Annotated in this window: 16 protein-coding genes; 7 read left to right on the forward strand and 9 right to left on the reverse strand. The window is 49.7% G+C overall.

From position 1 onward, the window contains the following. Window positions 1–64: 64 nt before the first annotated feature. On the reverse strand, window positions 65–607 hold the full coding sequence (locus tag CKV66_RS02735; RefSeq protein ID WP_085363298.1) for an isochorismatase family protein: 543 nt from the start codon (window positions 605–607) through the stop codon (window positions 65–67). Between the two features lie 519 nt (window positions 608–1,126). Here CKV66_RS02735 and pgaA point away from each other — a divergent pair. From pgaA to acnB, 5 genes are all read left to right on the forward strand, one after another. Beyond that, on the forward strand, window positions 1,127–3,529 hold the full coding sequence (pgaA, locus tag CKV66_RS02740; protein WP_085363299.1) for a poly-beta-1,6 N-acetyl-D-glucosamine export porin PgaA: 2,403 nt from the start codon (window positions 1,127–1,129) through the stop codon (window positions 3,527–3,529). Between the two features lie 250 nt (window positions 3,530–3,779). Then, on the forward strand, window positions 3,780–5,660 hold the full coding sequence (gene pgaB, locus CKV66_RS02745) for a poly-beta-1,6-N-acetyl-D-glucosamine N-deacetylase PgaB (protein WP_085363300.1): 1,881 nt from the start codon (window positions 3,780–3,782) through the stop codon (window positions 5,658–5,660). A gap of 130 nt (window positions 5,661–5,790) precedes the next feature. Continuing rightward, on the forward strand, window positions 5,791–7,017 hold the full coding sequence (gene pgaC / locus CKV66_RS02750) for a poly-beta-1,6-N-acetyl-D-glucosamine synthase (RefSeq protein ID WP_085355653.1): 1,227 nt from the start codon (window positions 5,791–5,793) through the stop codon (window positions 7,015–7,017). 31 nt (window positions 7,018–7,048) lie between these two features. Next, window positions 7,049–7,360: a hypothetical protein gene (locus CKV66_RS02755; RefSeq protein WP_085357727.1), complete on the forward strand. Its 312-nt coding sequence runs from the start codon at window positions 7,049–7,051 to the stop codon at window positions 7,358–7,360. A gap of 176 nt (window positions 7,361–7,536) precedes the next feature. Next, window positions 7,537–10,122 (forward strand): bifunctional aconitate hydratase 2/2-methylisocitrate dehydratase, encoded by a 2,586-nt coding sequence (gene acnB / locus CKV66_RS02760; protein WP_085363301.1) that lies wholly within the window; start codon window positions 7,537–7,539, stop codon window positions 10,120–10,122. Window positions 10,123–10,529: 407 nt separating this feature from the next. Here acnB and aroB read toward each other — a convergent pair whose 3' ends face one another. The 7 genes from aroB to pilM form a co-directional block, all read right to left on the reverse strand. Then, window positions 10,530–11,609: a 3-dehydroquinate synthase gene (aroB, locus tag CKV66_RS02765; RefSeq protein ID WP_085363302.1), complete on the reverse strand. Its 1,080-nt coding sequence runs from the start codon at window positions 11,607–11,609 to the stop codon at window positions 10,530–10,532. Between the two features lie 241 nt (window positions 11,610–11,850). Further along, window positions 11,851–12,396, reverse strand: a complete 546-nt coding sequence (locus CKV66_RS02770) for a shikimate kinase (RefSeq protein ID WP_085363303.1) — start codon at window positions 12,394–12,396, stop codon at window positions 11,851–11,853. Between the two features lie 57 nt (window positions 12,397–12,453). Then, the gene (pilQ, locus tag CKV66_RS02775) at window positions 12,454–14,610 is read right to left on the reverse strand and encodes a type IV pilus secretin PilQ (protein ID WP_085363304.1); all 2,157 of its coding nucleotides are present in this window, start codon (window positions 14,608–14,610) and stop codon (window positions 12,454–12,456) included. A gap of 12 nt (window positions 14,611–14,622) precedes the next feature. Continuing rightward, the gene (locus tag CKV66_RS02780) at window positions 14,623–15,156 is read right to left on the reverse strand and encodes a pilus assembly protein PilP (protein WP_085363305.1); all 534 of its coding nucleotides are present in this window, start codon (window positions 15,154–15,156) and stop codon (window positions 14,623–14,625) included. A 17-nt stretch (window positions 15,157–15,173) separates the two neighbouring features. Continuing rightward, on the reverse strand, window positions 15,174–15,818 hold the full coding sequence (locus CKV66_RS02785) for a type IV pilus inner membrane component PilO (RefSeq protein ID WP_085363306.1): 645 nt from the start codon (window positions 15,816–15,818) through the stop codon (window positions 15,174–15,176). A gap of 1 nt (window position 15,819) precedes the next feature. Next, window positions 15,820–16,437, reverse strand: a complete 618-nt coding sequence (locus CKV66_RS02790) for a PilN domain-containing protein (RefSeq protein WP_085363307.1) — start codon at window positions 16,435–16,437, stop codon at window positions 15,820–15,822. A 1-nt stretch (window position 16,438) separates the two neighbouring features. After that, entirely contained in the window at window positions 16,439–17,536 is a 1,098-nt protein-coding gene (gene pilM, locus CKV66_RS02795; protein WP_085363308.1) for a type IV pilus assembly protein PilM, read from the reverse strand. Window positions 17,537–17,686: 150 nt separating this feature from the next. On the opposite strand from pilM, the gene CKV66_RS02800 reads away from it, so the two are divergent. Beyond that, window positions 17,687–20,155: a penicillin-binding protein 1A gene (locus CKV66_RS02800; protein ID WP_085363309.1), complete on the forward strand. Its 2,469-nt coding sequence runs from the start codon at window positions 17,687–17,689 to the stop codon at window positions 20,153–20,155. A gap of 72 nt (window positions 20,156–20,227) precedes the next feature. On the opposite strand, the gene CKV66_RS02805 is transcribed toward CKV66_RS02800, so the two are convergent. After that, window positions 20,228–20,845, reverse strand: coding sequence for a hypothetical protein (locus CKV66_RS02805; protein WP_095197828.1), 618 nt, complete (start codon window positions 20,843–20,845; stop codon window positions 20,228–20,230). 151 nt (window positions 20,846–20,996) lie between these two features. On the opposite strand from CKV66_RS02805, the gene CKV66_RS02810 reads away from it, so the two are divergent. After that, window positions 20,997–21,797 (forward strand): NUDIX domain-containing protein, encoded by an 801-nt coding sequence (locus tag CKV66_RS02810; protein ID WP_085363311.1) that lies wholly within the window; start codon window positions 20,997–20,999, stop codon window positions 21,795–21,797. The last annotated feature ends 10 nt before the right edge of the window (window positions 21,798–21,807 follow it).

A 21,807-nucleotide genomic window follows, 5' to 3' on the forward strand; every position in this document is an offset into this window, starting at 1 on the left:
GTGTTTAATAAAGATGCCGTCTGAAAAAGTTTTTCAGACGGCATCTTCGTTTATACGGCAAACCTTATTGAATCAGCTTGGACACGGTTTTAAACGCGGGGTGTTTGGCGTCGCCCAAAAGTTGGAACAAGATGCTTTCCACATTGGAAACCACCGCGCCGGCGGTTTGCATTTGTTGCAAAGCGTTTTGTTTGTTGGCGGGGTCGCGCGACTCGGTGCACTCAAACGGCACATAAACGCCAAAACCTTCGTTGCGCAGGTCGAGCACGGTTTGCAGCATACACACATGGGCTTCTGCGCCAATCAGGATCACGTTTTCGGTGCGCAGGTTTTGCAGAATGTCGGCCACTTCGGGCAATAGGGCGGAGAAACGGGTTTTTTCAAAAATCGGCGCATCGTCGAGCAGCAGGCGGATGGCGGGTACGGTGCTGCCCAAGCCTTTAGGGTATTGCTCGGTCGCCAAGAGCGGCACGCCTATGGCCTGCAAACCTTGCAGAAGCACGCGGCTGCGTTCGGTCATGGTATCGGCGTCGGCCAAAGCGGGGTTGAGCCGTTCTTGGATGTCCACCACGATGCAGACGGTGTTGTCGGTGCGAAGGGTATTCATGCGGTTCTCCTTTTGAGTGTTGGCGGTCGTTTTCAGACGGCCTATTGTGCGTTGAATAGGCGGTAACGGCAAGAGTGGGATAGATAAACCGTATGCCGAAAGGTTAAGGCGGGTAGTGAATTAAAGTAATGCGTTATAAGATAAGAAAGTTAATAATATTCATTAAAAACAGTATGTTAATTATTATTTGTACATTAAATAAGAAAATAGTGATATGCAAAATACTTTTTTTATTTATTTTTATATCATGATAATTGTTTCAAAAAAATCGATAAACCCGTTAGGCCTTTTAAATGACCGTTGGAGGGTAACTTAGGCAACCGTTATTCAAATTGATATAAGCTTTCTGTAAATATTTTAAAGCCTGATAATCCTAAATAAATAAAAATCTACGGTAGTTCAGGTGTCTACATTACAAAAGAAACGTTCTGTTTTTTGTGTCTGCAAATGAGACGGCCGACAAGGCCGGATAACACTGCACGTTAGTGTGCGGAAACCTTTCCTAAAGCTTCCCTGATCATGAAACTACACAAACTGTCTTTGGGTGTGGCAGCACTGTTTGCGGCCGTACCGTTTGCTGCTTCACAAGATATCCAAGCCGAACGTGAACGCTGGGCGCTGCATGCCCGCAGCGGTAGTGCCGAGTTGGCCGAATCGGTGACACAGCTGCAAAAACTGTATGCGCAAAGCTCGGATGCGAAAGTGCGCGCCGATTTGATTGCTTTGCTGTTGCGCCAAGGCAAGGCGGAAGAAATTTTGGCCGTCTGCCCCGATTGCCGTATGGAAGATTATTCGGCCGACGAGCTCGAAAACATCGCCAAAGCGGCGCGTGATGCCCGCCGTTACCGTGTTTCTGCCGATTATTACCGCCAACTTCAAGAAAAAGCGCCGAACCATAAAGTCGGCTATTTAGGCAGCGTTTTGGCTTCGGTGGATGCGGGCGATTATGTGGTAGCCAAGCATTTTATCGATGCTTACCGCAAGCGTTTCGGCAACGATAAAGATATCCAAGAGGCCGAATATTACCTGAAACGTCAAACCTTAACCCTCGCGGAGTTGTTGGATGAACAGCAGCGCCGTTGGGATGCCGATCCGGCCAATCAAGACGCGGCTTTGCAGCTTTACCGCACCGCCGCCAAATTGCAGCTTTTCCCTTTGCAGGAAAACATTATGTCGCGCTTCCCGCAAGCGTTTACCGAGCAAGACCGATTGTGGTTGGAGTCTGCCAAAGCTGCCACTTTGTTGCGCACCGCCAGATTTACCTTTGATTCGGCTCAGATCCGTTCGGTGTACAAACGCCTGAGTGCGGTGGTGGACAAAGCACCCGCGGGCAGCCCGCTGCATACGCAGGCATTGCGCGACCGCATGGCCGCCGCCGTTGCCGTGGGCAATTCAAAACAGGCATTGCGCGATTACCGTGTGTTGTCGCAACAAGGCAAACAGCCTGATTACGTTCAAGAACAATACGGACGCGCCCTGCTGATGGAGGGCAGCCCGCGCAAGGCAGGCAAGGTGTTGGAGCAAAACTGGGCCAACCAAGTTGCCAAGCAAGGCCGCCCCGATCCCGAATTGGTTGAGTTGCTGATCAGAAAAGACGCCGACCTGATGAAGTTTGATGAAGGTCAGGCCAAGCTCCAGCATTGGAACGCCCGAAAATACACGCCCGACTTTACCCATTCGGTTGAAATCAAAAACCCTTATTACGCCAACTACAACTATTGGAACGCGCGTCTGCAAGCATGGAAAGGCGATGTCAAAGGCGCCAAAGTGATGATGCAGAGCTGGCTCGACGAGCATCCCGCCGACCCGTGGGGGCTGGTGTTGAAAGGCGAACTGCTCCAGCTTGAAGGACATACCGATCAAGCGGTACAGCATTTTGAGCAGGCGCGGGAATATGTGTCGGAAAAAGATCAGAAATGGATTAATGCTAAGTCTGCCACCGCCTATATGGAAGCGGGCAACTGGCCGGCCGTGCGCGATTTATCGACCGGTTTGGAAAGCGATGAAGTGAACTACGGAGAATTCCTCCGCCGCCGCCAAGCCGAAACCGCCGCACAGCTGAGCGTTACCGGCACGGCGATGAAAACTACGTCTCCTGAAAACGGCACCGAATGGCGCGAAACCACCAAGCTCGAAAGCCCGCGCAGCAGCCAAGGCCATCGTGCTTATGTGGTGCAGCAGCATGCCCATGTGCCGAACCACGGCCAAGCGCTGGATGCAGGTCGTGTCGGTGTGGGCGCGGAAGTCAACCTCTATCCGGTAATCGTGAATGCCGAAGCAGGCCGCGGTACCCGTTTGAACGATAAAGCCTACGGCTCGGTCGGTGCCGATTACCGCATCAACGACCATGTGAGCGTGAATGCCAAAGCCGCCTTCAACAGCGAAAACACGCCGGTGAAAGCGTGGGAGCAGGGCGTGTATGCCGATGAATATACCGTCAACGCCCAATACAACCATTCCGGCAGAACCCATGCCGGCGTGGGCGCGGGCGTGATGAAGTTCGACGACGGCAACACCCGCCGCACCGCCACACTCTGGCTTGCCCACGACATCTATCAATACAACCGCTGGAAACTCACCGGCTCGATGCTGGCGGATTACAGCCGCAACAAAGACACGCCCGGAGCGTTTTACTACAACCCGAAAAGCAGCAAAACCGCAGGAGGCGAATTGGCGCTTTCCTACACGTTGCCGCTGGATAACGACGTGAAATGGGTGCAAACCGCCACCGGCGGTGCCGGACGCTACTGGCAGTCGGGCGCCGAAGCTAAAAACACCTGGCTGCTGAAATACGGCCACGGTTGGAGTTTCGGCCGCCGCGCCACGCTGGGATATGAATTCGGCCGCCGCCAAGCCATGTATGACGGCATTCCCGAATACGAGAATTTCGGCAACGTAAACCTCCAGCTCAAGCTCCATTAATTTAATTGGCTTGTATAGCAAAGAAACTTATTTTTGATACAAGGCAGCAAGCCGCAGACAGTACAAGGAGTACGGAACCGATTCTGTTGCCGCTTTAGCGGCTTACACAATCGTTCTCTTTGAGCTAAGGCGCAGCAACGCCGTAGCAAAATTTAAGTTTATTTGCGATATGTTTTCAGACGGCCTAACGGCTGATGAGGCCGTCTGAAAACCATGTTCCCAACCATCCAACCCAAGATACGCACAGACCATGAAATACAAAAGCCTGATTGCCGCCCTGTTGTTGGCCGGCGGTTTCCAAGCCGCCAATGCTTCCGATGTCCGCTACGGCGTGATGTGTTATCACGATGTGATCGACAACAACCAACCGCCGCCCGTGTTTGTGGAAGACAAGAAAGACGAAATGCAAGGCGAAATCCGCCGCAGCTATTTTCCGCAAACCATCACGGTGGAACGACTGACCGCACACTTCAACTGGTTGCGCGACAACGGCTACACGCCCGTCAGCTTCAAGCAGATCGAAGATGCCCGGGCAGGGCGCGGCCAACTGCCGCCCAAACCCGTGCTGCTTACTTTCGACGACGGCTACATCAGCTTCTACACCAAAATCTATCCGCTTCTCAAAGCCTTCAACTATCCGGCCGTCTATGCCTTGGTAACTTCATGGCTGGAAGTTCCGCCCGGCGGCACGATTGCCTACGGCAAGAAAAAGCTGCCGCGCTCGGCTTTCATCACATGGGAGCAGGTGCGTGAAATGCAGAAAAGCGGCTTGATAGAAATCGCCTCGCACACCCACGATCTGCACCACAGCGTTTCGGGCAACCCCTACGGTTCGCAGTTTGCCGCCATTTTTCCGGCCTACCGTAACGGCCGCTACGAAACCCAAGCGGAATACGAACAACGCATCCGCCACGATTTGCAGCAGTCGGTTGATTTGATTGCCAAACACACCGGTACGCGCCCGAACGTGTTGGTATGGCCTTACGGGCAATTTAACCAAACTGCCCAAAAAATCGCTGCCGGTGTCGGCTTAACCAACGATTTCACCCTGTTCGACGCCAAGCTCAACACCATCGGTCAACCCAGCGTCGGAAGGGCTTTGATCGACACCGAATCGGGCTATCCGCTGATTAAATCTTATTTGGCAGGCGAAATCTACGAAGCCCCGCACCAACGAGCCGTGCACGTTGATTTGGGCGATATGTACGACCCCGATCCGGCCGTTTTGGAAAAACGCTTCGACAAACTCATCGAGCGCGTTTACAAACTGGGCATCACCACCGTTTATCTGCAAGCCTTTGCCGACGACAACCACGACGGTGTGGCCGAAGCAGTGTATTTCCCCAACCGCCATCTGAAAGTGAAAGCCGATTTGTTCAGCCGTGTGGCATGGCAGCTGATAACCCGCTCTAACGTGAAGGTATATGCACAGATGCCGATAACCGCGTTCGACTTGGGCAAAAATTACGACTATATCGACGCCGATAAAGCCGCCGCACCGCATTCGCGCTCGTTGAATCTGTCGCCCGACAGCAAAAAAAACCGCCGCGCCATTACCGAGATTTATGAAGATTTGGCATACAGCAGCCGTTTTAACGGTTTGGTCTTTCACGAAGGCTTAACAGTCGGCAAAGAAGACAGCCGCACAGATGCCGACCTTACCGGCTTTACCGACGTGCTCAAACAAACGGTTCTCAAATACAGCTACAACAGCACCAACGAAATGAAAACCGTGCGCAGCCTGGCCGTAAACGGTTCGGATACGCCCGAAGCGCACAGCCGTTTTGCCGAAAAGCTCGCCCGTTATGCCAATCATTACGACTTCACGGCGATTTCGGCCATGCCCTACACCCTGAACGGCCAGCAGCCCGGCCGCAAAGAAGCGGCACGTTGGGTGGCAAGTTTGGCCGGAGCGGTAAAACGCAGCAATGTTCCCTTAGATAAAACCTTTTTTGAATTGCAGTCGGTCAACCCGCTGACCGGCCGCCCCGTCGATCCCGCCGAAATGACCTCTTGGATGAAACTTTTGAAAAAGGAAGGCGTGAAAAATCTGGCCTACCACCACGATGACTTTCTCAACAACCAACCGCCGTTAAAAGCCATTAAGCCCGACTTCTCAGTCCAACATTAATGAATGCCGATTTTTTCAGACGGCCTCAGGCAACCGTTTGGCACGCCAAGCAAGGAGGCCGTCTGAAAAAATACATGGCGGTTCGGCCGCCCGATTGTAAGAAAACCATAATGGTAAAGGTATAGCCGCTATGACCTGGTATGAATATTTAGCTGTTTTCGTGATGCTCTATCCGGGCATCATGGCCGTTTACTGGACGGTTTCCGGGCTGTTTTATTTCCTTTTTTGGGAAAACCGCATGGATGAGCCGGAATACATGTTTCAAGAAGAAGCGCCAATGGTGAGCGTGCTGATTCCCTGTTACAACGAAGCCGCCAACCTCGATATGTCGATTCCCCATCTGCTCAACCTTACTTATCCCAACTACGAGCTGATATTCATCAACGACGGCAGCACCGACGATACCTTGAGCATCATCCGCCGCTGGGCAATGCAGGCCGAAAAAATCGTCGTGGTCGACCAACCCAACGGCGGCAAAGCCTCGGCCATGAACAACGGCGTGCGCCATGCTTTGGGCAAATACATCGTCGGCATAGACGGAGACGCCATTCTCGATTACAGCGCCATCGAATACATGATTCAAAACATGGAAAACAACCCCGAATTGGGCGCAGTAACCGGCAACCCGCGCGTACGCAACCGCAGTACCGTGCTGGGCAAGCTGCAAGTGGCCGAATTCAGCTCCATCATCGGCCTGATCAAACGCTCGCAAAGCATGGTCGGCACATTGTTCACCGTGTCCGGCGTCATCATGTGCATCCGCAAAGACGTGCTGGTGAAAATCGGCGGCTGGAGCGACAACATGATTACCGACGATATCGACATCAGCTGGAAAACCCAAATCGCCGGCTACAACATAGCCTACGAACCCCGCGCCCTGTGTTGGGTGCTGATGCCCGAAACCGTGCGCGGGCTTTACCGCCAACGCTTGCGTTGGGCTCAGGGCGGGGCGGAAGTGATTCTGAAATACTTCAACGGCATTTGGAAGCTGCACCATATCCGCTTGTGGCCGCTGTATGCCGAATATTTCGTTACCTTGTTTTGGGCGTATTCACTCTTAACCGTTACCGTAATCGGTATAGCCGGCCTGTTTACCGGCGATATGCAGGAATTGACTTTGTTCAAAGTAGCCAGCTTGGTCACATTTATGATGTTTATCCTGCAATTTTCCGTGAGCATGTTTATCGACAGCCGCTACGAGCGCAACCTGATGCGTTATTTCATGAGTTGCATTTGGTATCCCTACGCATTCTGGATGCTCAACAGCATCACGCTCATTCACGGTTTCCCCAAAGCACTGTTGCGCGACAAAAAGCGCAAAGCCACCTGGATCAGCCCCGACAGGGGCGTGCAGTAACTTTCAGGCCTGATAAAAAAGGAGACGTTAAATGTCTGAACAAATACAAGACTTACGCGAACTATTGGTTATACACAAAGCACGCAATCCCAACCCCGTTATCAGCACCAAAAGCATACTCATCTTTGCCTTTACCTGGACTTTATGGTTTTTAACGGCCTATTTGATTTTTCGCGACCATCAGGCACTGATTTATCGGCCGATAGTCGGTACTTGGGCTTTGGCCGACTTGGCTAAAATAGCCGCCGTTATCGTTTTGCTGCAATTAAACATCCTTTTGCTGTGGTCGATTTTCGCAGTCCGCAAACCCAAAAAAGAACTTCCGAACCAGGCTGAAAAATAATCCTTCCAACCCCGTCGGCAGGCCGTCTGAATCATCGCTTTCAGACGGCCTGTACACATCAAAAACACATTAAAAGAAAGTTCCTATTTACACAAATTTAGTTTATGATTAACAAACTACTGCATATTACAGATGCAGCTATTCAGAAGAAAAAACCACTAAAAGGAACCATTGAGATGTTAGAAGCCTATCGCAAAGCCGCCGCAGAGCGCGAAGCTCTGGGCATTCCCGCCCTCCCGCTCACAGCACAGCAAACCGCCGATTTGGTCGAATTGCTGAAAAATCCGCCCGCAGGCGAAGGTGAGTTTCTGGTAGACCTGCTTGCCAACCGCGTACCGCCCGGTGTGGACGATGCCTCCAAAGTGAAAGCATCTTTCCTTGCCGCCGTTGCCGAAGGCAGCGTAACCAGCCCGCTGGTGTCTCCCGAATATGCAACCGAACTTTTGGGCACCATGCTCGGCGGCTACAACATCCATCCGCTGATTGAGCTTCTCGATAACGACAAACTGGCTCCCATTGCCGCCGAAGGCTTGAAACACACCCTGCTGATGTTCGACTCTTTCCACGACGTGGAAGAAAAAGTCCAAAAAGGCAACGAACACGCCAAAGCCGTATTGGAATCTTGGGCCAATGCCGAATGGTTCACTTCGCGCGAAAAAGTGCCCGAAAAAATCACCGTTACCGTATTTAAAGTAGACGGCGAAACCAATACCGACGACCTTTCCCCCGCGCCCGACGCATGGAGCCGCCCCGACATCCCGCTGCACGCTTTGGCGATGCTGAAAAACCCGCGCGACGGCATCAATCCCGACAAACCCGGCGAAGTCGGCCCCATCAAACTGTTGGAAGAATTGAAGGCCAAAGGCCATCCCGTTGCTTATGTAGGCGACGTAGTAGGTACCGGTTCTTCACGTAAATCCGCCACCAACTCTGTAATCTGGCACACCGGTTTGGACATTCCTTTCGTGCCGAACAAACGCTACGGCGGCGTATGCTTAGGCGGCAAAATCGCGCCGATTTTCTTCAACACTCAAGAAGACTCGGGCGCATTGCCGATTGAGGTTGACGTATCGCAACTGAAAATGGGCGATGTAGTCGATATCCTGCCTTACGAAGGCAAGATTGTGAAAAACGGCGAAACCGTTGCCGAATTCCAATTGAAATCACAAGTATTGCTCGACGAAGTACAAGCCGGCGGCCGTATCAACCTGATTATCGGTCGCGGCCTGACCGCCAAAGCCCGCGAAGCTTTAGGCTTGCCCGCATCTACCGAATTCCGCTTGCCGCAAGCGCCTGCCGAAAGCAAAGCAGGTTTCACTTTGGCTCAAAAAATGGTCGGCCGTGCCTGCGGCTTGCCTGAAGGTCAAGGCGTGCGTCCGGGTACTTATTGCGAACCGCGCATGACCACCGTCGGCTCTCAAGATACCACCGGCCCGATGACCCGCGACGAGCTGAAAGACTTGGCTTGCTTGGGCTTCTCTGCCGACTTGGTAATGCAGTCTTTCTGTCATACCGCGGCTTATCCGAAACCGGTTGACGTGAAAACCCATAAAGAACTGCCTGAGTTCATCTCTACCCGTGGCGGCGTGGCTTTGCGTCCGGGCGACGGCGTGATCCACTCATGGCTGAACCGTTTGTTGCTGCCTGATACTGTCGGCACCGGTGGTGACTCGCACACCCGTTTCCCATTGGGTATTTCATTCCCGGCAGGTTCGGGCTTGGTAGCATTTGCCGCGGCAACCGGCGTAATGCCTTTGGATATGCCTGAGTCTGTATTGGTACGCTTCAGCGGCAAACTGCAACCGGGCGTAACCCTGCGCGATTTGGTAAACGCCATTCCGTTGTACGCCATCAAACAAGGTTTGCTGACCGTAGCCAAAGCCGGTAAGAAAAACATCTTCTCAGGCCGCATCTTGGAAATCGAAGGTCTGCCTGATCTGAAAGTTGAGCAAGCGTTTGAATTGTCTGACGCTTCTGCCGAGCGTTCTGCTGCGGGCTGTACCGTTAAATTGAACGAAGAGCCGATCATCGAATACATGAAGTCCAACATCGTATTGATGAAGAACATGATTGCAGACGGCTATAAAGATCCGCGCACTTTGGAGCGCCGCATCAAAGCCATGGAAGCTTGGTTGGCTAATCCGCAATTGATGGAAGCCGATAAAGATGCCGAATACGCTGCCGTTATCGAAATCAATATGGACGACATCAAAGAGCCGATCATCGCCTGCCCGAACGATCCGGACGACGTATGCTTCATGTCTGAAAAATCAGGCACTGTGATCGACGAAGTGTTTATCGGTTCTTGTATGACCAACATCGGCCACTTCCGCGCAGCTTCCAAACTGTTGGAAGGCAAGAGCGATATTCCCGTGCGTTTGTGGGTAGCTCCGCCGACCAAGATGGATGCCCAAGAGTTGACCAACGAAGGCCACTACGGTGTATTGGGTCGTGCCGGTGCGCGTATGGAGATGCCCGGTTGCTCGTTGTGTATGGGTAACCAAGCACAAGTACGCGAAGGTGCAACCGTAATGTCGACTTCAACCCGTAACTTCCCGAACCGATTGGGTAAAAACACCAACGTGTATTTGGGTTCGGCTGAATTGGCAGCAATCTGTTCTAAACTGGGTAAAATCCCGACTGTTGAGGAATACCAAGCCAACATCGGTATCATCAACGAGCAGGGCGACCAAATCTATCGTTACATGAACTTCAATGAAATCGAAAGCTACAACGAAGTAGCCGACAAAGTAAACGTGTAACCGCTAGAATGTTGTAGTTTTTCAGACGGCCTTGAATGTTCAAGGCCGTTTTTTAATGGCATTTTGATGAGGTTTATTGAAGGACTGAAAATATAAAAATCCCCGATGTTCTTTGCCAATACGGTAACTAACATCGGGGATTTTTATGTGTTGATTTTTACGGGCTGATGCAGTGATTGAAACATCAAACGAGGCTTTTAAAGTGCTTCAGATAAAGCCCAAGGCAAGCTTTACAACTTGAGGCCGTCTGAAAGCGAATTTGTGAGCTTCGCCAAAGCGAGCAGAGCAAGTTTCGCAAAATATTCTTCGAACGATACTCTGCCGCTACGGTTTGGCTTAGGCGAGCATGTTTCACAGTTGCGACTGATTCTGCAAAGCTCCCCAAGCCGCATCTTGAAAATGAATGTTTACAGATAAGGAGCCAGAGTTTGCTTCAAAATCTCCATATCGGTAATTTTCGTAATGTTGGCTTCGCCTAAGCGTTTGAGGCCGATAAAGCGCATGATACCGCTGCTGACTTTTTTATCGTGCTGCATATGGCTTATCCATTTTTCAAAAGCGAATTGTGGCGGAGTTACCGGCAGATCGGCTTGCTTGATCAGCTTCACCATGCGCTCGGTGTCATGTGTTTTCAGATGGCCTAAGACTTCTGACAAACGGCAGGCCAATACCATGCCGGCGGCCACGGCTTCGCCATGCAGCCATACGCCGTAACCCATTTCGGCTTCGATGGCATGTCCGAATGTGTGGCCTAAATTCAACCATGCGCGGATACCTTGTTCGGTTTCGTCTTTTGCCACAATCTCGGCTTTCATTTTGCAGCAGTGGTAAACGGCTTCTGCCAGTAGGGTTTTGTTTTGCTGCATCAATTTCGTTATGTTTTTTTCCAGCCATGCTAAGAAATCGCTGTCGCCGAGAGCGGCATATTTGATAACTTCGGCCATGCCGGCAGATAATTCGCGAGCGGGTAGGGTGGCGAGGGTGTTTAGATCGGCCAGCACGGCTTGCGGCTGATAAAACGCACCAATCATGTTTTTGCCGAGCGGGTGGTTGATAGCGGTTTTGCCGCCTACCGATGAATCGACTTGGCTGAGCAGAGTGGTTGGGATTTGAATAAAAGGTGCACCCCGCTGGTAGGTTGCGGCAGCAAAGCCGACGATATCGCCGATGACGCCGCCGCCGAGTGCGATAAGTGTGGTTTTCCGTTCGGCCCGGTGTTGCATCAGGCCGTCGAAAATCAGATTGAGCGTTTGCCAGTTTTTATATTGCTCTCCGTCGGGCAATACGATATTGAAACACTCAATGCCTTCGGAAGCTAAGGCCGTCTGAAGCGTATTCAAATATAAGGGAGCAATGGTTTCATTGGTAATGATGGCAGCCTTTTTGCCGAGATAGGGCTTTAAGATGGAGCCTGCTTGAGCTAAAAGGTTTTCACCAATGAAGATAGGATATTGATGAGATGGGGCGGCTACGGTAAGTGTACGCATAGTATGGTTTCATTCATTAATGTGGTTAAAGCCACAGGTTGATATTCCCTTAAGGTTTGAGGCCGTCTGAAAAATAATGCAAGAGATTTTCAGACGGCCTCAGTATGCGGTGAAACTTTAATTGATACGCGGCAATGTAATCGGCTGGTAAAAGCACAATCTATGGTATGTCGGCTGATGTTTTACGCAATGATTAATCCATTGGCCTCATATCGAATTTTTTTGCTACTGGGTGCGTAAGTCAGTCATGGGCTGTTTGCCGTTCTTTCAACAGAGCCAATAAATGTTCTGCCGTTTTGTAACAATTTGGGCGGTTGGCTTCGACAATAATGTGGGCGGTCTCGCGATAAATGCCGTCACGGGTTTGATAAAGTTCTTGAAGCTTGGCCAAAGGGTTTTCAACTTGGAGCAGGGGGCGGTTATTGTCGTAGCGGGTACGCTCAAGCAATACTTCCGGGGAGGCGTGTAAATAAACGACTGTGCCGCGGGTTCGCAGATTGTGCCGGTTTTCTTCACGGATAACAGCACCGCCGCCGGTGGCCAAAACAATATTGTTCATGGCCGTTAATTCATCAATGATAGCTGCTTCTCTGTCGCGAAACCCTTGTTCTCCCTCTACTTCGAAAATAGTAGGGATAGACACACCGGTACGCCTGCAAATTTCTTGGTCACTATCATAGAAAGAATGCTCAAGCACTTGGGCGATATGCTTGCCCAAAGTGGTTTTTCCCGCGCCCATTAGGCCGATTAAAAATAAATTGCCTGCTATGTTTTCCATAGCAGGCATTGTAAACGAAAATATACGTATTAGGTGTTTATTTCGTTTGTGTGATTTCAGACGGCCTTAGTAGCGTAAGTTGCTGCCTACATTATCCATAATGCGCGGAGTAATGAAAATCAGCAGTTCGCGACGACGTTCTTTGCGGGTACGTGATTTGAACAGATTGCCTACCACCGGAATGTCACCCAGCAGGGGCACTTTGCTCACTGTATTGCCGTTTTCTTCTTCGTAAATACCACCGACAATGAGTGTACCTCCATCTTCAACCATGGCTTGGGTTTGGAGTTGTTTGGTGGTAATACATTTGGTCGTCACGCCGCCGGATATACAGTCGGTTGGGCTGTCTTTGTTGATTTTCACCGTCATGATGACTTGCCCGTCCGGCGTGATATTAGGCGTAACAGTTAAACCCAACACAGCCTTTTTGAACGTAATAGAAGTGGCGCCGCTTGATGTAGCCTCTTCGTAAGGGATTTCAGAGCCTGATTCAATCATGGCTTCTTTGCGGTCTTGGGTTAACACGCGCGGGTTGGAAATGATTTTACCTCTGCTTTGCTCTTGCATCGCGGTCAATTCCAAGCCCAAAGCACCCGACGAAATCGCACGAACCAATGCGATGCTGGTTGTCGCAGAAGTAATCGGCAAGCTGATATTCGGGTTCATTTGGAGCGGAGTTGTGGAAGGAAGGGTGTTAGACCCGCTTAAGATGGCATTGGCAATGGTACGGCGGTTGTTCACTTCTGTGCCGTAGTTGTTTACCGCATTTGTCCAATCAGAACCCCAGCTGCTCGCTCCCTTCACACCAGTAGCACCAAACTTCACGCCGATATCACGAGAAAAATCATCATTGGCTTCTACAATACGGGCTTCCACCATCACTTGGCGGGTTGGCACATCCAATTCGTCAATCAATTTTTGGAATTTTTGAATGACGTGGCGGTTGTCCGTAATAATCAGTGTGTTGGTAGCAGGATCAATCAGCGCACTGCCTCTTCCGCTCAACATGCTGTTGCGGTCGTTGTTGCTACCACTCTCATCAAGGCGCAAGATTTTGCGGAATTCTTCCACATTTTTATATTTGAGCTGGAAAGTTTGAGACAGCAAGGGACCCAAGTCATCAATTTCTTTCTGAGCTTGCAGGGTAGCTTTGTCTTTGGCCAATAACTCTTCACGTGGAGCAACGTTGATGATATTGCCTTGGCGGCGCATATCAAGGTTGCGGGCTTGCATGACCAAGTCGAGTGCTTGATCCCAAGGAACGTCTTTGAGCGACAGGGTCATTTTGCCGTTTACCGTGTCGCTGGCAACGATGTTCATGCCGGACTCTTTTGCCAGGATTTGCAGAATGGTTCGTACTTCCACATCTTGGAAATCCAAAGAAATTTTGCGTCCGTTAAATGATTTTTGCGGTGTGTTTGCCAGGCCTTGAGCGGAAATATTGGCTTTTCTAACTACTTCAAAGCTATAGCGTCCGTGAGCACCTTGTGTTTGTACATCCCAGCTGCCTTGGTTACGGATAATGAGCTGGGTGTTGTTGCCAATACGTTTGATGGTTACGTTGCGAACGGGCGTATTGAAGTCGGCCACATCTAAACTACGTTGCGCTTGGGTAGGAAGCGGGTAGTTTTTCAGAGTAATGGTGATTCTATCGCTTTGTTTTTTGATTTCAGGTTCACCGGTAAAGGAAGGGGCGTTCAATTCCACAATGCCTGAATTTCGAGAGCCTTTGCGGAAATCAATATTGGCAGAAACGGCAATCTGCTCGCTTTTTGCCGGTGCTGATTTGATTGCGGCAGGAGTGGACACGCTTTGTTGCGGCATGTTGCTCGTTTTATTAATGGCTTCACTGATATACACCCAAACCTCATCACCTTTGATTTCGGTGTTGTATTGGCTGGCTTTATTCAAACCCAATAAAATGCGTGCACGATTATCGTTTTGCGCCGCAGTAATTTGATTCAATAAAGGATCTGCATATTCCAAAACCGGTTGCGGCAGTTGGATGGAGGTGCCGGCGAAGTCCAGTGCAATACGCGCAGGAGTGCTGGTTACAAAGCCGCGAGGAGCGGTAACGTCTTTATCGAATTTGATTTTGATAATTTTTTGATTGTCAGGCAGAGAGGATACGTTGATATCAGTAATATTGCCTGCGCAGGCCGTCTGAACGGCAAAGCCGATGGTGATGGCTGAAAAAATCTTTGTAATGTTGCGTGAGTTCATAACTAATGCCCCTTAATTGTTGTTTTGAGCGGCGTCACGGTTATTGTCTGAGCTGCTCAATAATAGTTCTGCTTTACGGTATGTCCAATTTCCATTGCTGTCTTCGACTAATTCGGTAATTAAAATCTTATCCGCAATGATAGATTGGATACGTCCGTGGTTTTGGCCGATATAGTTGCCGGGGAGTACGGTATAAACATGTCCATTGGCTTCGATATAGCCCGAAGTTTGTTTGCCTTTAGTCAGGCTGCCGACATATTTGAGATTCTCTAAACTGAAGCTTTCGAGAATTTCTTTAGGTCTGTTGTTGTTAGGTGCATTTGCTCCCTGCTGCATGGCAATCAGCCGTTTGCTGTCAAAAGCGTTAAGCCCGTTAAAATTGGGTGTTGTATAAGTTTTGGCCTGAATGGCAGCAGGTGCTTCAAAAGGAATAATTTTTGATTTGGCCTGTTGCCGTGTTTCTTTCATCCATTGGCTTAAGTCATCATGAGACGATGTGCAGGCGGAAGCAGCCAATATGCCTGCGAGTAGTAGTGTTTTTTTCATAATGTTGCTCTCAGGGGTTATTGGGAAGCCTGTGCTTCGCTTGCAGCTTTGGCGGCTTCTAATTCTGCGGCCACTTCTTCAGCCGGACGGGCTTTGTAAGTGTTGGCGGTAGCGCTAAGTGTCAGTAAATTGCTTTTATCGTCTTTGGCGCTGCTTATTTTCAAGGATTCCAAAGTAATGATGCGGGAAAGTTTGCCGACATCACGGGCAAATTGACTGATTTGGTTGTATTTGCCTGTAATTGCAATCTCATAAGGTAGCGCTTGGATGGGGCCGTCGTTTACAGGTGCTTGCGGAACAACACTATCCATACGCAAACCATTGGTTGCACCGGCTTGATGCAGTTCTTGAACCAGATTAGGGATTTCTGCATCGGTAGGAAGCTGTTTAAGCAATACATTGAATGAAGAGCGGATGGCCGCTAATTCCTCTTTCAAGTTATCGAGGTTGGCAGCTTCAATGCTTTTTTGAGTATAGGTTTGTTTTAACTCGGCTTCTTTTGCAACGGCATTATCTAATGTTTCCAACTGATTGCTGAAAAGAGCCAAATAGCTGATGACTAAAACACCTATTACTACCAAACATGCCAATACCAGTTTGGCCGGCATACTTAATAAATGCAGGGTTTTGGTATCAATATTTTTAAGTGTTTTTGCTGCCATGTTATTTCCCTTCTGCGCCGGATTCTGTGCTGTTATTGCTTTGAACGGCAGGAGCAGAAGCATCCGGTAATGTGTAATAAGACTGATTCAAGAGCACTTTTAGGGTGAATTCTTGTGCATTATCCACTTTTTTAATATTGACCAATTCCGGCTGCATAAAGATGCCTGTGCTGGGTATGGATCGCATAAACATAGCAATCTTGTTGTCGCTGGTTGCTTTGCCGCTGATGTTGTATGTAGTTGCATTCTCAGCGGTAATGGCGGTCAGGTAAGTACCTTCCGGAATCAACACGTTTAAAGTATCGATAATTTGCGCAGCTTGGAATCGTTTCTCTTGGAGCTCTTCAACTTTTTGTTTTCTAGCCAAGAATTCTTCTTTTTCTTTCTTCAGCTTATTGATCTCAAGCAGATTTTGATCAAGCTTGGTAATTTCTTCGGAAAGATAGCTGTTTCTTTCTTCTTGGCTGCTGATGGCGCGGTTAATGCCGAAATAAGCCAATGCCGAAAGGCCGATACCGGTCAGTAATGCGAGCAACATCAGAGATTTGAAGTTTTGCTTTTGTTTTTGCTGAATCTCTTCACGATAGGGAAGGAGATTGATTTTGGTTAGTTCAATCATATTAAAGCCCCCTTAATGCCAAACCGAAGGCAAGAGTTAATGTTGATGCGTCTATTTGTAGTTGTGATATGTCGACTTTACTGCTGTTGCTTGCATATAAAATCGGATGAATGCACTCGGTGGCCGTATTGGTATGTGAGAAAATAGTTTCAGCCAATCCGGGTTGCTGCGCCGCCGTACCAGTCAATAAAATGTGTTTGACGTTGGAATATTGGTCGCTGGGCTGGGTGGTGTAGTAAAATTGCAATACACGCTGAATTTCTTGGGCAACCTGAATGTTGAAACGGTCTGCTACTGCCGATTGGTAATCGGAAGGTTTGGTGGTTGCATTCATCATTTGCGCAGCTTTTTCTTCGGTAACCTGATAGGTACGTTGAATGAGCTGGTTGAGCTGTTCGGTGCTAACAGCAGTTTCCTGTTTGTAGAGAATCTGGCCGTTTTGCGTAATCACAGCATACATTTGAGTAGCATGAATGCCGAAAATGGCAATTTTTTCATGCTCTAATTCCGGTGCATGTTGATTGATCCAAAAAGAGAAGGCGTTGTTTTGTGCAAACAAATCAATGTCTAGTGCCGATAAGGGCATGTCTGCATTGTTGAAGGCTTCGATGCGCGGTTCAACGTCATCTTTTTTGGCTGCGGTAAGGAGTACCTTGGTGCCGGCCGGGACGACTGAAGTGCCGATCGGATGGTAATCAAAATTCATCTCTTCAATCGGTGCGATTTGTGAAACTTCAAACTCGGCAAAGCCGTCCAAGTCTAGATCCGAATCTTTTTCGTTATAGACAACTGTTTCGATGGTTACCAAGCTTTGCGGCAGAGCTGCGACGAAATTCTTTGACGAGCTGTTGAGCTGTGTATAAGAATGTTGCAGATATGTAACAAGTTGATCGTAATCTTGAATTTTGTTGCCTTTAACAATATTTTTAGGCAGTTTGGTAATAACGTATTTTTCCAATTGAATTTGGTTTAAACTACGGCCTGACAGTTGTACCATCTTAATGGCATGTTGCCCGATATCGATGCCGACAGCGGAACGGTGGGTAAGATTGGATGACGTTTTACTATTTGTATTGTTTTGCTTTTTTGTTAATCGCATAATGTAACGCCTTGTGCTTTTGAGAAGAGTAACAGTTTTTATCCGTAACGGATTTCTTCATGGTTGACACAAAAAATAACTGTGTGTTGATGAAATCTTTAGCTATTTTACTTTATTTAATGCTTTTAATGGCAACTTTATTAATTAGTCATGATTAAAAAAATTATAACGACCTGTATTGGTTTGGTTTTAGGTTTATTACTCTTTGTGGTAGGTTTGGTTGCAATCGCTATTCTGATTACATACCCGAAGCTGCCTTCTTTGGAAGCTGTGCAGCACTACCAGCCGAAAATGCCGCTGACGGTTTATTCTTCAGACGGTGAGGTTATCGGTGTGTATGGAGAGGAACGGCGCTCGTTTACCAAAATCAGTGATTTCCCCAAAGTATTAAAAGATGCTGTGCTGGCCGCAGAAGACAAGCGGTTTTATGACCATTGGGGCGTGGATGTGATCGGCGTGATGCGCGCGGCTATCGGTAATATGACCGGCGGCGTGCAATCCGGTGCGAGTACGATTACGCAGCAGGTTGCGCGTAATTTTTATTTGAGCAACGAACGTACTTTGACCCGTAAATTCAACGAGGCACTGCTGGCTTATAAAATTGAGAAGTCGCTGACCAAAGATCAGATTTTGGAACTTTATTTCAATCAGATTTATCTTGGTCAGCGTGCTTATGGTTTTGCTGCCGCGTCTAAGATTTACTTTAATAAAGACGTTAAAGATCTGACGCTTGCAGAGGCTACGATTTTGGCCGGTTTGCCCAAAGCGCCTTCGACTTTTAATCCGATTGTGAATCCCGAGCGCGCCAAATTGCGTCAGAAATATATTCTGAACAATATGGTTGACGAGAAGATGATTACAGCAGAAGAGCGCGAAAAAGCTTTGGCTGAAGATTTACACTTTGAGCGTCATGTTCAAAAAATTGATCAAAGCGCTTTATATGTTGCCGAGATGGTACGTCAGGAACTGTATGAAAAGTACGGTGAAGAAGCCTATACGCAAGGCTTTAAGGTTTATACCACGGTAAGCACGGCGCATCAGCGTGTGGCGACGGAAGCGTTGCGTAAAGCTTTGCGTAACTTTGACCAAGGCAGCAGCTATCGAGGTGCGGAGCATTATCTTGACTTAAGCCAAACCGATAATGTGGATGAAACGGTAGGCCAATATCTTTCAACGCTTTATACGGTTGACGGTATGATTCCGGCGGTCGTGTTGAATACATCCAAAAAAGGTGTTGAGATTCAGTTTGCCAGTGGTAACCGCGCAACGTTGAGCACTGCCGAACTTGGTTTTGCTGCGAGATCGGTAAATAACAAAAAAATGGAAGATGCTCAGATTCGCCGTGGTGCTGTGATTCGTGTGAAGAAAAACGGCAAACGTTGGTCTGTCGCTCAGCAGCCTTTGTTGCAAGGTGCTTTGGTGGCGTTGGATGCGAAAACCGGTGCGGTTCGTGCGTTGGTAGGTGGTTACGACTTCCACAGCAAAACATTTAATCGTGCCACGCAGGCGTTGCGCCAGCCCGGTTCGTCGTTCAAACCGTTTGTGTATTCCGCAGGTTTGGCTAAAGGTATGACGATGACGACTCCGCTGAACGATGCGCCGATTTCTCTGCCGGGACAAGGCCGTAATGGTGCTGCTTGGAACCCGAAAAATTCAGACGGCCGCTATGCAGGTTTTATCACGATGCGCCAAGCGCTGACGGCTTCTAAAAATATGGTGTCTATCCGTATTTTGATGGCGATTAAAGTCGATTATGCGCAGGAATACATTCAGCGTTTCGGCTTTAAGCCGTCTGAAATTCCGGCCGGACTCTCCATGGCTTTGGGTACGGGTGAAACGACGCCGATGAAAATGGCGGAAGGTTATACCGTATTTGCCAACGGCGGCTACAAAGTGTCTTCTTATGTGATTGACCGTATTTATGACGGACAAGGCCGCTTGCGCGCTCAAATGCAGCCTTTGGTGGCGGGTGAGAACGCACCTCAAGCGATTGATCCGCGTAACGCTTTCATTATGTATAAGATGATGCAGGATGTGGTGCGTGCGGGTACGGCCACCCGTGCGAGAGCCTTGGGCCGTTCGGACATTGCCGGTAAAACCGGTACTACTAACGACAATAAAGACGCATGGTTCGTAGGCTTTAACCCTGATATTGTTACCGCGGTATATATCGGTTACGACAAACCGCGCAGCATGGGTCGAGCCGGCTACGGTGGTACGATTGCCTTGCCGGTATGGGTGGAATACATGCGTTTCGCGTTGAAAGGCGTGCCGGTAAAAGGCATGAAAGCGCCTGAAGGCTTGGTGACCAAAGGCAACGATTATTTCCTCAAAGAACAGCAAACCACCAATGCCGATCTGCCGCTGGACAACCGTTCAAGCCGTCCGGTGCGTAATGAGGAACGCGATCCCGAAGTAGGGCAAGCCGCCAGACCTGCGGCACAGAAAGCCGATCCTTCCGAGTATGCGCCGATTGAGCAACCAGTTGAACCGCTCAACGGACGCAGCGACAGAGGCGGCAGCGGTAATGCGGCGGGAAGCGGCAACAGCGGTAATAACGCCCGTCCCGAACCGTTGGCTCCGGCAGGTTCGCCTTCACAGCTTGATTCGCTGTTCTGATTTTGCTTGATGTATGATGAAAGGCCGTCTGAAAATATTTTCAGACGGCCTTTGTGTTGATAGCTCGGAAACTCAGAGCTTTTTAAATTCCCAGACGGTGCCGTTTAGATGGAAGCTCAGATAATACTGCTTGCCCACGGCCTCAAGCGTGGCGGTGTGCCAGAAGCGTTTTTGTTGTTTTTCCAACAAGACGAACGAAACGTAATAAGGCTCGGTAATCACCGCATTAACCGAGCGCGCTTTTTCAGCCCATTTGGCGGCAATCGTGGCGGCGTCGGCAAACCGCACCATAGCAAGCGGGCTTAGGTTGGCGGGAATGTTGACTTCGGGCGTGATGCGCATAGTGTCGGTGTAGCGCCATTTTCCGTGTTCGTAGAGATAATGGTCGATTTTTCCGGGGCGGTTGGGGTCTTGTATGTCTAACTCAATGCGCGGGCGGACTCCGCTGAAAAAATCGATGTTTTCAAAAAACATCAGGTCTTTGCCGCGAAATTGAGGCAGGTTTTTCAACGCGGTTTCAGCAGCCTGCAATGCTTCGGCGTTCTCCAAAAAATTACCTTGAACGATCTCGGCTTCCGCTTGAGCGGATTGGGCAGGAATGGGTGTATGAGCGTCGCTTTGATTGCAGCCGTTTAAGGCAAATGCACTCAAACACGCACATAGAATCAGCAATTTAGACGGAAAACGCATGGCGGTAATACTCGAAAAAAGGTAGCCAAAAATAACATTGCAGATAGGAAAACACAAGCCGCAGGCCGGTCGCCCTTGCGTGGCAACGGATGACGGCGGGCGGAGGTTTCGGTATATTGCGCCTTACGTTTCATTTTGTGGTGTACGACGTATGGATTCATCCCGACCTTTGGTCAAAGTAGTGGCCGGTGTGGTGCTTGACCGGCAAGGACGTTATTTGCTGAGTTCCCGACCCGAAGGCAAGCCTTATGCCGGCTATTGGGAGTTTGCCGGCGGTAAGGTAGAGGCGGACGAAACCGAATTTCATGCCTTGCAGCGCGAGTTTGAAGAAGAGTTGGGCATCCGTATCCGGAGCGCGCGCCCGTGGCTGACCAAAATCCACGATTACGAACACGCGCGGGTGCATTTGCGTTTTTTCCGCGTAGAGGCCGACGAATGGTCGGGCGAACCCGAATCGCGCGAAGGGCAGGCGTGGTCGTGGCAGCGTGCGGGAGATTTCGACGTATCGCCCATGCTGCCCGCCAACGGCCCGTTGCTGGCGGCATTGGCCGTACCTACCGAATTGAAAGGCCGTCTGAAAACAGGTTTTTACGGCGAAAACAGCATGGGCGAATACCGTGTTGTGCCGTTTGAATTGGCCGAGCAGCAGCACAAACAGGTGTTGATTGATGAAGAAACCTTGCGTCGTCGAGGCAAGATGCCGCAGGCCGACAGCGTTTGGGTAGTGATTTCGCAGCCGCAGCAATGGCCGTTGGTTCAGGATGCCGATGTAGTGGTGTGGCGCGTGCAGAATGATGATTCTGCCGCCGCATTGTCGGCGGTGCTGGTCGACGGAGTGGGCATGCCGCTGGTGGTGCTGGCAGATGAAGAGCGTGTGAAGCAATGCGGCCGACAATGGCTTGAGCGCGGCGCACACGCCGTATTGATTGATGAAGAAACCGAATGGGCTTGAGGCCGTCTGA

Source organism: Neisseria zoodegmatis (genome assembly GCF_900187305.1).
Classification (GTDB): domain Bacteria; phylum Pseudomonadota; class Gammaproteobacteria; order Burkholderiales; family Neisseriaceae; genus Neisseria; species Neisseria zoodegmatis.

What these genes read in the sequence shown, in the direction of transcription:
- CKV66_RS02735 (WP_085363298.1), bottom strand. Translation starts at nt 607, where the DNA reads ATGAATACCCTTCGCACCGACAACACCGTCTGCATCGTGGTGGACATC.
- pgaA (WP_085363299.1), top strand. Translation starts at nt 1,127, where the DNA reads ATGAAACTACACAAACTGTCTTTGGGTGTGGCAGCACTGTTTGCGGCC.
- pgaB (WP_085363300.1), top strand. Translation starts at nt 3,780, where the DNA reads ATGAAATACAAAAGCCTGATTGCCGCCCTGTTGTTGGCCGGCGGTTTC.
- pgaC (WP_085355653.1), top strand. Translation starts at nt 5,791, where the DNA reads ATGACCTGGTATGAATATTTAGCTGTTTTCGTGATGCTCTATCCGGGC.
- CKV66_RS02755 (WP_085357727.1), top strand. Translation starts at nt 7,049, where the DNA reads ATGTCTGAACAAATACAAGACTTACGCGAACTATTGGTTATACACAAA.
- acnB (WP_085363301.1), top strand. Translation starts at nt 7,537, where the DNA reads ATGTTAGAAGCCTATCGCAAAGCCGCCGCAGAGCGCGAAGCTCTGGGC.
- aroB (WP_085363302.1), bottom strand. Translation starts at nt 11,609, where the DNA reads ATGCGTACACTTACCGTAGCCGCCCCATCTCATCAATATCCTATCTTC.
- CKV66_RS02770 (WP_085363303.1), bottom strand. Translation starts at nt 12,396, where the DNA reads ATGCCTGCTATGGAAAACATAGCAGGCAATTTATTTTTAATCGGCCTA.
- pilQ (WP_085363304.1), bottom strand. Translation starts at nt 14,610, where the DNA reads ATGAACTCACGCAACATTACAAAGATTTTTTCAGCCATCACCATCGGC.
- CKV66_RS02780 (WP_085363305.1), bottom strand. Translation starts at nt 15,156, where the DNA reads ATGAAAAAAACACTACTACTCGCAGGCATATTGGCTGCTTCCGCCTGC.
- CKV66_RS02785 (WP_085363306.1), bottom strand. Translation starts at nt 15,818, where the DNA reads ATGGCAGCAAAAACACTTAAAAATATTGATACCAAAACCCTGCATTTA.
- CKV66_RS02790 (WP_085363307.1), bottom strand. Translation starts at nt 16,437, where the DNA reads ATGATTGAACTAACCAAAATCAATCTCCTTCCCTATCGTGAAGAGATT.
- pilM (WP_085363308.1), bottom strand. Translation starts at nt 17,536, where the DNA reads ATGCGATTAACAAAAAAGCAAAACAATACAAATAGTAAAACGTCATCC.
- CKV66_RS02800 (WP_085363309.1), top strand. Translation starts at nt 17,687, where the DNA reads ATGATTAAAAAAATTATAACGACCTGTATTGGTTTGGTTTTAGGTTTA.
- CKV66_RS02805 (WP_095197828.1), bottom strand. Translation starts at nt 20,845, where the DNA reads ATGCGTTTTCCGTCTAAATTGCTGATTCTATGTGCGTGTTTGAGTGCA.
- CKV66_RS02810 (WP_085363311.1), top strand. Translation starts at nt 20,997, where the DNA reads ATGGATTCATCCCGACCTTTGGTCAAAGTAGTGGCCGGTGTGGTGCTT.